Genomic DNA, 14,558 nt, shown 5'->3' on the forward strand with positions numbered 1-14,558 from the left:
GGGGAAAGGATGAGGGAGAATCTCGCAAGAGGTTTTCCCGTCCCCCACCCGGTGAAGGCAGCACAGGAGATTGTCATGAGTAGCAAGGACACAACCAAGCACCCCTGTTTCAATAAGGAAACCGCAGGTAGCTGCGGCCGCGTACATCTACCCGTAGCGCCCAAGTGCAACATTCAATGCAACTACTGCAATCGCAAATATGACTGTGTCAACGAGTCGCGTCCCGGCGTGACAAGTGGTGTGCTCAAGCCGTTTCAGGCCGCTGAATACATGGATAAGGTCTTGGAAAAGGAGCCGCGTATCACTGTCGCGGGTATTGCCGGACCTGGCGATCCTTTTGCCAATCCTACTGAAGTGTTGGAAACCATGCGGCTGCTCAATCAGCGTCACCCTGAATTGCTCTTTTGTCTCTCCAGCAATGGCATGGGCATCCTGCCGTATCTAGATGATATTGCGGAGCTTGGTGTTTCCCATGTGACCATCACCATCTCGGCTGTCGACCCTGTCATCGGCGCTCAAATCTATTCATGGGTCAAAGATGGCAACGTTGTCTATCGTGGAGAGAAAGGGGCTGAAATACTCCTTGACCGCCAGCTCAAAGCAATCAAAGGCCTCAAGGAACGGGGGATTGTCGTCAAGGTCAATTCCATCGTTATCCCAGGTGTCAATGAAGAGCATCTTGTGGAAGTTGCCAAGGTTGTTTCTGCCCTGGGTGCAGATATCCAAAACATGATTCCGATCAAACCGACACAGGATACACCCTTTGCCGAAGTTCCCGAACCGGGCAAGGAAACCGTACTCCCCCTGCGGAAGGAAGCCGGTGAATACATTTCGCAGATGACGCATTGCAAGCGGTGTCGAGCCGATGCAGTGGGCTTGCTGGGGAATGATCAATCCGTGGCCTTGTGCGGGACCCTCAAGGCGTGTGCGTCGCTCAAGCCGATAGAAGTGAAGATGCCCAAGCCGTATGTAGCGGTTGCGACTCGTGAGGGTATGCTCGTCAATCAACACCTGGGTGAAGCCAAGAGTTTTCAGATTTGGGGGGAAGCGGAAACCGGTGGATTTCACATGATCGAAGAACGAAAAGCTCCTAATGCAGGCTGCGGTCCCAAACGATGGGCAGATCTCGCTGCCATGCTCAATGACTGTAGGGCGGTCTTGGCTGCTGCCATGGGTGAAACGCCACAAATGCTCTTGGAAGAGCATGGTGTGAAAGCACATGTTGTAGACGGTTTTATTCAGGATGCCTTGGCGGTTGTTTTCAGTGAGGGTGACATTAAGACTCTCAAAGGTCGCCGTGGCGGCATCGGTGGAGCCTGTTGTACCGGAACCGGTACTTCCTGCGGATAATATGTCCAATAGAGGAACGATCGCTGAAATATCTTGGCGCTCGTGAACCATTAGCATAGGAGAACCGTCGATGAACAAGGCTACACTCGAGAAGGTCTTTGAGTACGCGTCAAAACCTGTCCAGGGGACAATGTCGCGAAAACTCCGCAAAGATGTGAAAATTCAGGTCAACGAGGGAGAAGTCTACGAAGGCGCAACCCTGTTCCTGGGCGAAGAATTCGTCCGCGTCACCTGTACGCAGGATGGGTCCAATATCAACACTTACTATGATTGGGAAAAGATCATTTCGGTCCGTACTATCGGGGCAGTTGAATAAGACATCTCCTACTATCCCATAACAGAAAACGGCCAACATCAGTGTGATGTAGGCCGTTTTCGCTTTGGGGGTTGGTAGGAGTACTGTATGTGATTTATGCTTTGCTCACGGTCACGAAATGTTCCTGCATGGCGATGGCTCCACCGCCTTTGTCCCACTTCGTGATTCCCTTGGGCATCAGTTCATTGTCGGCAACACCTCGCCCCTGTGCGCGAGATTCGCACGGGAGAGTGTGCCCGAAACCATGGATCATGAAGACTGCTTCAGGATGGATAAAATCAGTGACGAAGGCCTTTATTTCACCGGAATGGCCATTGTTGGAAATGGTGACGGTGTCATCAGTGCTGATCCCGAGTTTTTTGGCCCGTTCACTGTTGATCCACAAGGTGTTCTCGGGCATTTGTTCAAAGAGGAGTGAATTGTTGACCGTATGTCCCTGGGTATGCAGGGCACATCGGCCAAAGGTGATACGGAATTTGTCCAGAGGGGGAAGTTCTGGTGATTCATAAGGCTTGAGGGAGAGCTGGCCGTCTCCTTCCAGTTTCTCGTCAATGACCTGAACCTTGCCCGAAGGAGTCTTGAAAGAACCGTCCTTAACCGGTTTGTATGTTGGCGAATCAGCCAGATCCACAATTCCGGTTTCATCAAAGTCGGCAATGGAAACCCCTGTCCCTTCGAGCTGGAAGTTCCAAAGGTCTTCGACGTTGTCCATGGCCAGTTCATCAAGCCCAAACCGTTTTGCCAGACCTGCGTATATTTCCCAGATGGCTTTGGTATCATAGAGTGGTTCCATGGCCCGTTTGCGCATTTGGAAACATGGTTTGGGGCCATTTTTGGTCATGATCTGATCGTCTCTTTCCAGATAGGGTGAGATCGGCAGGATGACATCAGAATACCAGGCGGTGTCTGACCAGGAAAATGTGACAGCAACCAGCAATTCGATGTTTTCCCACAATACCTTAACATCGGCAGAGTCTGGGAAGGCCATGAGAGGGTCATGGCGTTGGGCAATGTATGCCTTGACCGGATACGGGGAACCTTGGGCAACACTTTCATAGGCGAGATTGACTAATCCCGGTCCCGCATCAAAGTGCTTGCGTCCATCCATCCAGCCGATACCGTCTGCGCGTTGTCCTTCCGGTTTGGGATAGAGTTCCATGAAGCTTTTAAGTCCCTTGGCACCCACATCGCCGGGCTTGTTCATGAAAGGAAGGCCACCCTTGGCTCCGATAGCTCCGAGCAGGGCGTTGATTATGTACGCCGTGCGAGACATATAGAAGGAGTCCGAGTAGCGGGCGGTCATCCAACCAGGATGCCAGACAACACTGGGCGCGGCCTCTCCGAGTTGCTGTGCAAGGTCGCGGATGGAATCTGCATTGACCCCGGTTTCTTTTTCGGCCCATTCCGGTGTGTACTGGGCGACAAAGCTCTTGAGGGCGTCGAAATCCTGCATCCAATCTGCCACAAATTGTTTGTCATAGAGTTCTTCAGCGATAATGACATTGATGACGGCCAGGTTGAATGCGTAATCTGTTCCGGGGCGAATCAGAAAGAAATTATCCGCTTTGGTCGCAGTGATGTTAGCACGAATGTCGATGACCGAGAGTTTGGCTCCGTTTTTCATGCCTGTCAGAACATTGTTGACTTCTGCAACATTGATTGCCTCGAAGATATTACGCTGCTGTACAATGATATGCTTGGCGTTCTTGAAATCATAAGAAACACCCTTGCGGCCGAATCCGAAGACTGACAACGCTGCATTCTGCACGTTACGGGCGCAAGCCGAATCATGGTTGTTGTAATTGACCGTCCCAATCCCACGCAGAAACGCACGGTAGAAATCTCTGAATGGACCTCCACGATCCGAAAAAAGAACGGAGTTCTTACCGTGTTCAGCCTGGATGGCCTTGAGTTTGTCTGCGACATGGTCAAGAGCTTCATCCCACGAGACTCGTTTCCATTTTCCTTCGCCTCGTTCTCCCTGACGAATCATCGGGTATTGAGGGCGTTCCTCATCGTAGGTGAGAGCAGTGCCAGCGGCACCGCGAGGACAGAGTGCACCCTTGAGAGCCTTCGGGCTTCCCTGAATGTATTCGGCCTTGCCATCCACCACTTCAACCTGAATGGGACAGCGGACCGAACACATGCCGCACATGCTGTTTACATATTCCTTACTCATCGTCTCCTCCTGAAAATCCGGGGGTAAATTGCAGTACTTTTTTGTAGAATGCACGCTAGCAACGTGCGTCAAGCAACTGCAACAAGTTACCCTGATGTGAAAATTTTCACATTATAATCCCAAAAAAATAAAAAAAATGCTGAAGTCACACAGTAATTTTTGAGAAAAAAATCACAAGAAGGGGCTTCATTGACCAGTTTCTCTTTTTCCTTGAAAGGGAAACATATCATAAGAACTGCGCGCATTAAATCGATTTTAGGGGTGAACAGATGGCCATTTACAAAATCAAGTTCGACAAGACGAGGTGCATCGCCTGTGATGCCTGCCTTGTCCACTGCAAGGTGAAGAACAAGGTTCCTGCCGGAATCAGCCTCAACCGACTGACGGCTGAGGGACCTCTTGCCGACAAGGATGGTAAGCCCACGGCTAAGCTTAAATATCAGCCGTGCCTTCACTGTAAGAAGCCGGGATGTGTCCCGGCGTGTCCCACAGGAGCCATGTACCAGCGAGAGGACGGTCTGGTCCTTGTTGATCTGGATAAGTGCGATGGATGCCAGTCCTGCATTGATGGCTGTCCGTGGCAGGTTCCCGTGTATAATGAAATGACCGGGAAGATCATGAAATGTGACTATTGCGTAGATCGGGTGGATGCCGGGGGCATACCTGCCTGCGTTACCGGCTGTACGGCCAATGCCTTGAGCTTCGTACGACCGGAATAGAGTGGTTTCGACCGAGTATCCGGGGGATATTCGGTGCAAATTTGAGGACTTTAACTTTATCTCTTTGAGGAGGAGTAACTGTGTTACGTTCCAACAAAATTCTCCTGATGCTGGCCCTCCTGGCCGTGGTCTGCTTTGTCGCAGAACCGGCATGGGCCGACCGTCTTGCTGAGGCTATTGCCGAGGCGAAACCCGAAGGTGAGCCTGGCTATCTCGGAATTCCCGGCGGTCCGCAGCTGAATGTCATGATCGGTCTCGTGTGGGCGATCTGGGTTGGCTGGATTTTCTCCACTGTCGGTGCATTTGGTGGAATCATGGCTGGTGTCGGCCATATCACCATTTACGGACTGGGCGACTACGCCAAGAGCTTCAAGAAAACCATGAAGCTGAACAAGGTTGTGACCGATTCCATCCGTGTCTCGAACCAGTGGTTGGTCGGTTGCTCCGCAGCACTGTCTTCCTTCAACTACTACAAAGCTGGTCGTCTGGTTCTGCCCTTGGGTATTGCCCTTGCCATTGGAGCCGTGTCCGGTTCCTGGCTGGTTCCCTGGCTCACTGCCGGAAAGATCAGTCTGAAAGCGTATCTTGGCTACTTTGGTTTGTTTGTCCTGTTTCTGGGCTGCTACCTGACCTACGAGACAACTCCGAAGGGCCAAGCCAACAAAAAGGCCGCCAAAAAGGCCGCAGAAGCTTTTCAGAAATCTGTGAAAGAACAGCAGGCCGGTGGTCAGGTCGATCTCGCCGAGATGGGCGTTAAAGTCCAGAAGTTTACCCCGACAGCCTGTGAATTTACTTTCTTTGGTGTCGAGTTCAGATTCAATCCGCTGATTCCGGTTGTCGGTGGTTTCTTCATCGCAGCATTGGCTTCCTTCCTGGGCGTTGGTGGCGGCTTCCTGTTGGTGCCGTTCCTGACTTCCGTTGCCGGTTTGCCCATGTACCTTGTTGCAGGAACCTCTGCCATGGCCGTTTTCATTGGTATGGTCAACTCCATCGCTTCCTACATGTTGCTCAAGCAAACTCCTGTTGCCTGGGGACTGATTGGCGCTGAACTTATCGGTATCGTTATTGGTTCCGTTATTGGTCCCAAGACCTCCAAGTTCATCCCCGAGAAAGTACTGAAGTACATCTTCATCTTCCTCGCCCTGTATGTGGGTATTCGCTATACCACCAAGGGTTTCCTGGGTCATTCCCTGGTTCCTCCCTTCTAAGTCGGGAAAACACCAATTCAATCATTGGGGCCGCCCATAGTGGGCGGCCCCGCAAAAGACAGGAAACAGCATGACGAGCCAAGCCATATACGAATTCCTTGACCCTTGGATGATCTGGGCATTTCGCACCAGCGACAACCCATATCTCGGGTTTGCCATAGGGCTTTTCTGGCTCTGCCTTCTCGCAACCATTATAGGTGAATTATGCATGGCTGGTATCTATTTCCTGAATGCCAAACATTTTTCAAAAATCAATCGGGATATGGTCAATCACCATAACTTGTCGGTTCAGGCCATCGGTGTGAAAGACAAGGTTGCGTGGAAAGCCTGCAACTCCATTGCCAATGAAGCCTTTGGCAAGAATTTCTTTTCTCATATTGCACTCTTTGCCTCATCATTGTGGATTGTTCCGTTTGGTATCGGCTGGCTTTTCTATCGATTCGGTTCAGTTGATTTCGTTGTTCCGTTTATCGGGCAGGTTGGACCTTCCTTTATCTTTATTCCTCTCTATATCTTGGTCCGTTGGTTGTTTGGTAAAGCCAAACCCTGGCTTCCGGTCTTCAAGACAATTCGTCGCAAGATCAAGGAAAACGAAGGGGAAGATGAGATGCTGTTGTTTTCGGATCTCATCAAAGAGAAAGAAGCTGTTCCCGGAAATTAGGATATTTGAAGAGCCGCCCATGGAGTTGTCCATGAAAGTGGCTTTGGCGTATTGATCGACCATGACGTGAAAGGCTTTTGGCGAAGGAGTGAATGTCAGCTTTCGCAAGCCTGTTTTGAGAAGCGATTGAACTCTGGTTGAAGGCTTTGGGCAGGGGGAATCAGCTCTGTTTTTGTTCTGATAAAAAGGGCCTTATCTCTCGTTTTGCACTCTTCTGGCCTGAGTTCTTTTCATACCGAGCGGCTGACTCTTTTCGTCAGTCCATCAGATTGGACTCTGGATTCAATCGGAGCCGCCCATGAAGGCGGCTTTTGTTCTTTGATAGTGTGTCGCACCCATTTCTTTTTGCAGTCAGTGCTCTTTTGGGAAAAAATAATTCTCTTGCGTTCATCATTGCAAAAAAAAGCACTGACTCAATAAAGAGGCAGTGCTTTCAATTCATGGGGAGAAAATCTACAATTGTTTTGCAATTGTTTCGACATCCTTGGTGAATCCTTCCATGTCGGATGGGCCGAGCAGGTAGAAGCGTTCTTCTGTCTGAATACAGAGAACATCAATACGATTGGCGACAATCACCGCTTCCTGCTTGTTTTTCAGTTCTGCAACACCGGAGCGGTAGCCGATAAATTCCATGAATTTTTTGGTTTTTCCAATCTTGAAATCGTCATCAGTTTTTAAATTGGCGGGGAACACCTTGACCACCGAGGCCCATGGAATGACGGCACTGGCAAAGGGCGGTGCAGCCAGCAGAATGCCTTCATCTGCCACGGTAATGGCGGCGCGTTTCGGTGTAATGTATAACATATACCAATAAAAGATGGCGAGTGGACCAGCCACGGCAACCAGACAGATGCCTGTCCAAAGCAGGCCGGAGTTGAAACTCCAGGCCACGGCAGCGGCGATTGCCGCGACAAAGAGCAGAAATATGGTCAGAACCACCTTGCTCATGGGAATTTTATAGATACGAGCCATGGAAATCTCCTTGTGAGTGCTGTTGCGCGCAGGGACAGTCATACGGTGTAAGAAAGCCATTGCCAAGTGATATAACGCCTTGGTCTGCATTGATAACTAGAGTACGCTTTGAGACGGATGTCTCAAACGGCCAAAGAGGATTGTTTTGAAAACACAGTCAATGACAAAACAGAGATCTGCTGCCTTCTTACACCAGTTTGTGACACTTCTTTGTGTAATGACGCTGTTTGTGTGTGCCGTGTCACTTTCCGGGTGTAGTGATGAAGAACCCGTGGTCAGGGTGGATTTGACCAGGCTGGCGAAGATTACCGCCCCGGAGCGCAAAGAAGCTATTACCTATGCCTATTTGCCTCAATATTCTCATACCATATCATACAAGCGTCACCGAGCACTGTTGCAGTATTTGAGGCAGGTCACCGGGCTGCCGTTGCGCCAGATATTTCCGGATACCTTTGACGAACACATTGCCATGGTTCAGCGTGGTGAGATCGATATCTCGTATTCCAATCCTTTTGTGTACATCAAGCTTGCCGAAGCAGGGGCCACGGCTTTTGCAAGGATCATCGAGCCGTCCGGCAAACCCAATTTTCAGGGACAGGTCATCTGTCGAGCTGATAATCCGACTATTGCCTCATTGAGCGATTGTCGGGGGAAGAGCTGGATTGCCGTGGACCCAGGGTCTGCCGGAGGATATCTTTTCCCACGAGGTCTTTTTTATGACCATGGTATCGGAATGAAGGACTTCTCCGAAGTGGATTTTGCGCCTGGACCGGGTGGAAAACAGGAAAAAGTGGTGCTGGCGGTCCATGCGGGAGCCTATGATATCGGGACCATCCGAAAAGGAACACTGGATATTGTGGCCGGGAAGATTGATCTGAGTGATATCCGTGTGCTGGCCGAGACCAGAAATTATCCCGGTTGGGTCTATTCAGCTCGAAAAGGGTTGGACCCCGAGGTCGTCAAGACGCTTGCTCAGGCCATGTTCGCTCTGGATTACGATAATGTTGATCAACAACGTATCCTGCGTGCGGCAGGCATGCGTGGTATCATACCCGCCAAGGATATAGACTATGATCCGGTTCGGGAATTGGCTGATAAACTGGGAATGAAGTAGGAGTGCTCATGCGACTTGTTTCCAGGCTCAAATTTCGGACCAAGCTTAATCTCGGCATTTCCGCGATTCTCATAGCCATGGCTCTCCTACTTTTACCTCTGGTAGGCACCATGACATCCAAGACGTTGGTCGAGGAGAGCAAGAAACGCGGTTCAGCATTGGCTGAAAGCCTTGCGGCCCGAGCTGTCGAGCCTCTCCTCGCAGGCGATTTTCTGCGCCTGAAAAATATGGTTGATGAGCAGATAGCGGTTGGGGATGTGGTTTATGTTTTTGTCCAGGACAACCGGGGGCATGTGCTGACGCATACTTTTCACAAGGGATTTCCTACGGACCTGATCAAGGTCAATACCGTGGGGGACGGTTTGCTCGTTCATATCCAGTTGTTGGCTGATGGTGCTCAGCGTATCTATGATTTTGCATCACCCGTGGCAGTCGGGCGTGATCGGCTTGGCACGGTTCGGATAGGGTTATCCAAAACCCGTATCGAAGCTTCGGTGAACAGGCAACTGACCACCATGGCCGGGCTATTTGCTGGGGCGTTGTTCTTGGCCACCGCGCTGGGAACCATTTTTGCCCGTCAGGTCGCTCTTCGGTTGGCGGCCCTCCGGCAGCACGCTGAGGCCATGTTGATGGGCAATCTCGATTCCCAATCCGGGCCATTGGACGGCGTGTATTGTTGGGAGCGGCAGGATTGCGGCCTGCGGTCCTGTCCGGCCTTTGGTGAGAAACAACGGCGATGTTGGTATATTGCCGGGACAATGTGCCCTGATTGCAATGACGATGATACAACACAGGACTCCTGCCGGAGGTGTCGGGTATACCGGGAGAGTGCCGGGGATGAGTTACAGGATTTGGCGGAAACCTTTGATGTCATGGCTCTCTCTCTGAAGACGCATATTGCGGAACTGCGCGGTGCTGAAAGGAATTTACGCGATCAGCAGCGGTTGATGCGAACTATTCTGGATGTCACGCCTGACAGGGTCTCGCTGGTTGATAGCCGTATGCGCTATCAGGGGGCAAATAGGAGCTTTGCCGAATATGTCGGGCTGGCCTTGAATGAAATAGACGGCAAGACTGACTTTGATCTTTTTGATGAACAGACAGCAGAAGAACGTCACATGGCGGCACGGGATATTTTGCAGTCGGGTGAGCGGTTGGACACGCAGGTCATGGTTCGTGATGAAGATGGTGAACGCTGGTTCCACGTCGTGTGCATTCCGGTCTACAATGAGGATGGTAAAATCACCGGGCTGCTTCGGACAGATCGTGATATCACTGATATCAAAGGGTATGAGAAGCAACTCCTTCAGGCCCAGAAAATGGAATCCCTTGGTTTGATGGCTGGGGGTGTTGCCCACGAGATCAACACTCCATTGGGTATTATCCTCGGGTACGCGCAACTGTTGCAGGAAGATGTGGAGCAGGGGAGCCTCATGCAACAGGACCTGACTGTCATCGAGAAACAGGCCAAGGTCTGCAAGAAAATCGTTTCGGACCTCCTCGGTTTTTCACGGCAGAGTCATTCCGCCAAGCGTGAAATGTGCTTCAATAATTCCGTGATGGAGGCAGTCAGCCTTGTTCGGCATACATTCGAGTTGAGCCGCGTTGAAATCGTGACTGAATTGGATGACCGTTTCCCTATCATTTATGGAGACCCGGAGAAATTGAAACAGGTCTGGATCAATCTGCTGACCAATGCCCGTGATGCCTATCCTGAAGCCGGGGGAACCATTGTCATCAGAACGAGGCTTGATACGCCGGGTGGCATTGTCTCGCTTTGGGTCGCCGATACCGGACAGGGTATTGCCGGAGATGATCTCAAAAAGATTTTTGATCCGTTTTATAGCACCAAACCCGTGGGTTTGGGCACTGGGCTTGGTCTCTCCGTATCCTTCGGGATTATCGAAGATCATGATGGTCATATCTATGCGGCCAGTCCGATTCCCCCGGAGTTCAAATTTCCAAGCAAGGGAGACCCCATGGGACCGGGAACTCTCTTTGAAGTCAATCTTCCTCTTGATCATAGTGTTGAGAGTCCCGTGGATATGAACTGCGCGCATGCAGTGGAAAATGATGAGACGTAAGGAGCTGTCATGGCAAATATTATAGTAGTTGATGATGTTTCTGATGCCGGAATGCTGGTCAAGCGGATTCTCGAACGCAAGGGACACAGCGTGACCGCTTTCACTGAGGAAGAGGAGGCTCTGAAACATGCCGCTGAAAAGCAGGTGGACCTGGCGATTCTTGATATCAAGCTTAAGAAAATGACCGGCGTGGATGTGTTGGAAGAACTCAAGAAACTCAACCCCGAAACCAAGGCCATCATGTTGACCGGATATCCGACCTTGGAAACCGCACGGGAATCATTGCGTCTTGGGGCACAGGAATACTGTGTCAAACCCATTAATAAAGATGAACTGGAAACCAAAGTCGCCGAGGTCATGGGAGAATAGACATGCATCTGTCCCAATTATTCAAGCACTGGACCTATCAGGTCTTTGCCCCTGGTACGTTGCTTCGACGCAAGTATGAAGCGTTCAAATCCTTGTTGCATCATGATGCTATCGCACTGGAATTGATCGCTGATCTTGAAGAACTTTTTTACGGTGAGACTCTGGCGGATCGGCAACGGGCCAATCATTTGGCTGCACGGCTGACAGAGGCTGTAGGGACTATGGCGGGGCAATTGGTGGAGATGAATCCCACCGGATATATGGAATTACCTGAATATTTCCGCAAGATCGATTTTTATGTCCGCATGGCGCTGGAATTGGACCAGCCCGAAGTGGGGCCACCTTATATTCTGTCTTTGGAGGATGCTGCCAGTTTCCCTCGATTGGTTGGAGGTAAGGCGTGTAATCTTGGTCGTGCGACCCAGGTCGAGGGGGTTCCCATCCCGCCGGGATTGGTGGTCACGGCCAATGCGTTTAACTATTTTATTGATTATAACGATCTTAGTCATGAAATCGAGGATCGTCTTCGCCAGATGGTGGTGGGGGACCGCGACCTTCTGGCCCGACTGACCGGAGAAATGCAGGAATTGATCCTGGCGGCGGAAGTGCCTGAGGAAATAGCCCGGGGTATCCGATTTGCCGTTTCCGAGATTATTGACGGTGACGACCTTATTGCCGTGCGATCAAGTGCTCTTGCTGAGGATGGCGAGATATCTTTTGCCGGGCAATACGCCAGCGAATTGAATGTCCAGCCCAATGATGTTCTTGAAGCATACAAGCGGGTTCTGGCGGGCAAGTATTGTCCTCGCGCCGTTTCTTACCGTATTTCAAATGGGTTGACAGACAGTGATACGGCCATGGCTGTGTTGATTATACCTATGGTTGATGCGGATAATGCAGGCGTCGTGTATTCTAGGGACCCGGATTGCCGGGGAGGAGAAGCCATTGGCGTCTATGGGGTATGCGGATTGGGTGAGGGACTGGTGGACGGAAGCGTTTCTCCTGGGAAGGCTGTCTTGACTCGTGAGGAAGTCCCTCTTCTGGATACGGAATGCACGCCGGAGGAAGGTGGGCTTCCGCGGAAGGAAACACTGGAAGAGTTGGGCCGATTGGCCATGGTTTTAGAGGATGCTTTCGGAGCGCCGCAAGATATTGAATGGGCGGAAGATGTCACCGGCAAACTGTTTATCCTGCAAACTCGACCATTGCAGGAAGAACGGGACGAAGCTGTGGTGGAACATGAACCTGTGGCTGCAGTCCCATTGGCTGACGGGTTGGAGAGGGCGTCTTCGGGAGTCGGGTGCGGAGAGGTTTACTACGCGCCAACGGGCGAGAAAATTGCTCTTATTCCCGATGGGGCTATTGTCATGACCCCGAGTCTCAAACCGTCACTTCTGACTTTTATCGGTCGTATGAACGGCGTCATAGCCTCCACAGGCAGTCGGGCCAGTCATTTTGCTTCGGTGGCCCGAGAATCCGGTGTGCCTGTCCTTGTCGGTGAGTTGCCCACTCTTCCCGAATCTGGACAGGTGCTGACCGTGGATGGTTCCGGTGGGCGGGTTTTTGAAGGATGCGTGACATCGCTTTTGACTCGGGCCAAGGATGGCAACAAGGTCTCGCAACGTGTGGTGGACCAGTACTCCAAGGTTGTGCCGATTACGGTCAAGTTGAATCTGACCGACCCCAAGGCCGAAGAATTTTCCCCGGAGGGGTGCCGCTCCATGCACGATGTCGTTCGGTTTTGCCATGAGAAAGCCGTGGGAGAGATGTTCTCGATCGTGGATAAACGAGGGCGTGGCATGGGCGCGGCAAAGCGGCTCAAGACCGATTTGCCCTTGGTCATGTATTTGCTTGATCTGGGTGAGGGGTTCTTCTCCGGGGCGGCCAAGGAAAAGTTGGTGACTCCCCCGGATATCAAGAGCCGACCCATGTGGGCGCTCTGGTATGGCTTATCCGATGAACGGGTGGAATGGCCCAGTCGGTTGACGCACATGGATTGGGAAGAATTCGATAAGGTTTCCGGCGGGATATTCAGTTTCGATTCCAAGCTTCTGGCGAGCTATGGGCTGATTTCTGAGGATTATCTTCATTTGATGATTCGTTTCGGATATCATTTTTCGGTAGTGGATGCCGTGTGCAGTTCGGACGAAGGACGCAACTATATCAACTTCCGGTTTAAGGGCGGTGGAGCAGGGTTCGACCAGCGATTGTTGCGTTTGGAATTCATCCGTGCTGTTCTGGAACGATATGGGTTTGAGACGTCGACCCGTGGAGATATGATTGATGCCAAGTGCTCCCGTCTGGATGAGAACGGAACCCGTCTTCTGTTGGCTCGGTTGGGATATCTGATGGCTGTAACCCGGCTCATGGATATGCGGATGGAGACCATGGATCACGTGGAAAGCGAAGTGGAACGGTTTATCACCGATGCGGAGCACAAAAATGCTGGGATGGAAAAAGCGTAACAAATCTGCCGCGTATGAGGTGACATGGGTGACTGACCAGCTTGGTGTCGGCCATGCGCCCATGAGCTATCCTCAGCTTGAAGCTATCAGGGCGGAAGGAGTGGATGCCATCCTCAACTTGTGCGGTGAGTTCTGTGATCTGCATGATATCGAAACCGGTGCCGGGTTTGAGGTGCATTATCTTCCTCTGGCCGATGAAGAAGCGCCTGGACTGATCGAGTTGGAAAAGGCATTGGAATGGCTTGATGAAGCGATTTATCTTGGTAAGAAGGTGCTTATTCACTGTCGCCATGGGATTGGCCGGACCGGGACAGTGCTCAATGCCTATCTGCTTCGACGAGGGTTGGGGCACAAAATGGCAGGCAAGGCGCTCAAGAAACTCAAGAGCAAACCCGCCAATTTCGTTCAGTGGCGGACAGTACGCAAATACGGCAAACAGTCTGGCCAGCTCAGGGTGCGGGAACCGTCTCTGGAATTCAAACGACTGGTGGATCTCTCCCCGTTTTTTAATGATTATGAAGAAGTGGTTCAACGGGTGGAAGAGCGGGCCGGAAAAAATGGAGGAGGCGAAGCCTGCGGGCTGGATCATGATCAGTGTTGCCGGACACCTGTTCGGGTTTCGCTTGTGGAAGCAGTTCACATAAGCCACCGGATCAATACGGAACTGACCTGTGAGCAACGGCTTTCGGTCATTGAGCGTGCCGTTGAAACGGCGCAGGCTGAGCGGAGAGCAGCCTCTGCCATCGGCGTGGATGGGGAAAATCTGGAATACTGTCTCTCCGAAGTCGGTGCAGTCTGTCCTCTTTTGAGAAAGAGGCAATGCATGTTGTTTGAATACCGCCCTATACAATGCCGTGCTTTTGGGCAGGATCAAAGTTTGGATGGAGAGCTGTGGAGCACACTCCTCACTCCGGCTCTTGAAAAAATTTCATCGGAAATCTGGTTTGCTTATACCGGGTCAATGGCTGGCTCCCTTCCGCTTTTCTCTTTTCCTGACGTGGTCTCGGGAAAATTTATGGAAATGATCTTCAAGTTGATGATGGAACAGGGATTGGAGTCCTGATCGCTGCTGAGAACGGAAAACGCCCCTCGCGTCAAAGCCGGAGGGGCGCAGAAGTTTT

Annotated in this window: 12 protein-coding genes; 10 read left to right on the forward strand and 2 right to left on the reverse strand. The window is 51.4% G+C overall.

The annotated features are described in order from the left end of the window. The first annotated feature begins 75 nt into the window (after window positions 1–75). Both BN4_RS14625 and BN4_RS14630 read left to right on the forward strand, forming a co-directional pair. Complete coding sequence (locus BN4_RS14625; RefSeq protein WP_015416181.1) at window positions 76–1,350, forward strand: radical SAM protein; 1,275 nt, start codon at window positions 76–78, stop codon at window positions 1,348–1,350. A 70-nt stretch (window positions 1,351–1,420) separates the two neighbouring features. Continuing rightward, window positions 1,421–1,666, forward strand: a complete 246-nt coding sequence (locus BN4_RS14630) for a hypothetical protein (protein WP_015416182.1) — start codon at window positions 1,421–1,423, stop codon at window positions 1,664–1,666. Between the two features lie 94 nt (window positions 1,667–1,760). On the opposite strand, the gene BN4_RS14635 is transcribed toward BN4_RS14630, so the two are convergent. Beyond that, window positions 1,761–3,845 carry a molybdopterin-dependent oxidoreductase gene (locus tag BN4_RS14635; RefSeq protein WP_015416183.1) on the reverse strand — a complete coding sequence of 695 codons (2,085 nt, stop codon included), beginning with the start codon at window positions 3,843–3,845 and terminating at the stop codon, window positions 1,761–1,763. 269 nt (window positions 3,846–4,114) lie between these two features. On the opposite strand from BN4_RS14635, the gene BN4_RS17570 reads away from it, so the two are divergent. From BN4_RS17570 to BN4_RS14650, 3 genes are all read left to right on the forward strand, one after another. Continuing rightward, complete coding sequence (locus BN4_RS17570; protein WP_015416185.1) at window positions 4,115–4,564, forward strand: 4Fe-4S dicluster domain-containing protein; 450 nt, start codon at window positions 4,115–4,117, stop codon at window positions 4,562–4,564. 80 nt (window positions 4,565–4,644) lie between these two features. After that, window positions 4,645–5,772 (forward strand): sulfite exporter TauE/SafE family protein, encoded by a 1,128-nt coding sequence (locus BN4_RS14645; protein WP_015416186.1) that lies wholly within the window; start codon window positions 4,645–4,647, stop codon window positions 5,770–5,772. Between the two features lie 70 nt (window positions 5,773–5,842). After that, window positions 5,843–6,433, forward strand: coding sequence for a hypothetical protein (locus BN4_RS14650; protein ID WP_015416187.1), 591 nt, complete (start codon window positions 5,843–5,845; stop codon window positions 6,431–6,433). Between the two features lie 453 nt (window positions 6,434–6,886). Here the strand turns inward: BN4_RS14650 and BN4_RS14655 are convergent, their stop codons facing one another. Next, window positions 6,887–7,405 (reverse strand): PH domain-containing protein, encoded by a 519-nt coding sequence (locus BN4_RS14655; RefSeq protein ID WP_015416188.1) that lies wholly within the window; start codon window positions 7,403–7,405, stop codon window positions 6,887–6,889. Between the two features lie 217 nt (window positions 7,406–7,622). Between BN4_RS14655 and BN4_RS14660 the strand changes: the two genes are divergently transcribed. Genes BN4_RS14660 through BN4_RS14680 form a run of 5 tightly spaced genes read left to right on the forward strand, consistent with a single transcriptional unit; the run spans window position 7,623 to window position 14,500 of the window. Further along, on the forward strand, window positions 7,623–8,519 hold the full coding sequence (locus BN4_RS14660; RefSeq protein WP_041721146.1) for a phosphate/phosphite/phosphonate ABC transporter substrate-binding protein: 897 nt from the start codon (window positions 7,623–7,625) through the stop codon (window positions 8,517–8,519). Between the two features lie 8 nt (window positions 8,520–8,527). Continuing rightward, window positions 8,528–10,603 carry an ATP-binding protein gene (locus BN4_RS14665; protein WP_015416190.1) on the forward strand — a complete coding sequence of 692 codons (2,076 nt, stop codon included), beginning with the start codon at window positions 8,528–8,530 and terminating at the stop codon, window positions 10,601–10,603. Between the two features lie 9 nt (window positions 10,604–10,612). Then, window positions 10,613–10,972, forward strand: coding sequence for a response regulator (locus tag BN4_RS14670; RefSeq protein WP_015416191.1), 360 nt, complete (start codon window positions 10,613–10,615; stop codon window positions 10,970–10,972). 2 nt (window positions 10,973–10,974) lie between these two features. Then, the gene (locus BN4_RS14675) at window positions 10,975–13,437 is read left to right on the forward strand and encodes a PEP/pyruvate-binding domain-containing protein (RefSeq protein WP_015416192.1); all 2,463 of its coding nucleotides are present in this window, start codon (window positions 10,975–10,977) and stop codon (window positions 13,435–13,437) included. Next, window positions 13,415–14,500, forward strand: coding sequence for a protein-tyrosine phosphatase family protein (locus tag BN4_RS14680; RefSeq protein ID WP_041720442.1), 1,086 nt, complete (start codon window positions 13,415–13,417; stop codon window positions 14,498–14,500). Before BN4_RS14675 ends, BN4_RS14680 begins: the two co-directional genes overlap by 23 nt. Window positions 14,501–14,558 lie beyond the last annotated feature (58 nt).

Source organism: Pseudodesulfovibrio piezophilus C1TLV30 (assembly GCF_000341895.1).
In the GTDB taxonomy this organism is placed as follows: Bacteria; Desulfobacterota; Desulfovibrionia; order Desulfovibrionales; family Desulfovibrionaceae; genus Pseudodesulfovibrio; species Pseudodesulfovibrio piezophilus.

Coding starts and splice junctions, on each gene's coding strand:
- BN4_RS14680 (WP_041720442.1), top strand. CDS start 13,415: ATGCTGGGATGGAAAAAGCGTAACAAATCTGCCGCGTATGAGGTGACA.
- BN4_RS14660 (WP_041721146.1), top strand. CDS start 7,623: ATGACGCTGTTTGTGTGTGCCGTGTCACTTTCCGGGTGTAGTGATGAA.
- BN4_RS14635 (WP_015416183.1), bottom strand. CDS start 3,845: ATGAGTAAGGAATATGTAAACAGCATGTGCGGCATGTGTTCGGTCCGC.
- BN4_RS14630 (WP_015416182.1), top strand. CDS start 1,421: ATGAACAAGGCTACACTCGAGAAGGTCTTTGAGTACGCGTCAAAACCT.
- BN4_RS17570 (WP_015416185.1), top strand. CDS start 4,115: ATGGCCATTTACAAAATCAAGTTCGACAAGACGAGGTGCATCGCCTGT.
- BN4_RS14655 (WP_015416188.1), bottom strand. CDS start 7,405: ATGGCTCGTATCTATAAAATTCCCATGAGCAAGGTGGTTCTGACCATA.
- BN4_RS14670 (WP_015416191.1), top strand. CDS start 10,613: ATGGCAAATATTATAGTAGTTGATGATGTTTCTGATGCCGGAATGCTG.
- BN4_RS14650 (WP_015416187.1), top strand. CDS start 5,843: ATGACGAGCCAAGCCATATACGAATTCCTTGACCCTTGGATGATCTGG.
- BN4_RS14665 (WP_015416190.1), top strand. CDS start 8,528: ATGCGACTTGTTTCCAGGCTCAAATTTCGGACCAAGCTTAATCTCGGC.
- BN4_RS14625 (WP_015416181.1), top strand. CDS start 76: ATGAGTAGCAAGGACACAACCAAGCACCCCTGTTTCAATAAGGAAACC.
- BN4_RS14675 (WP_015416192.1), top strand. CDS start 10,975: ATGCATCTGTCCCAATTATTCAAGCACTGGACCTATCAGGTCTTTGCC.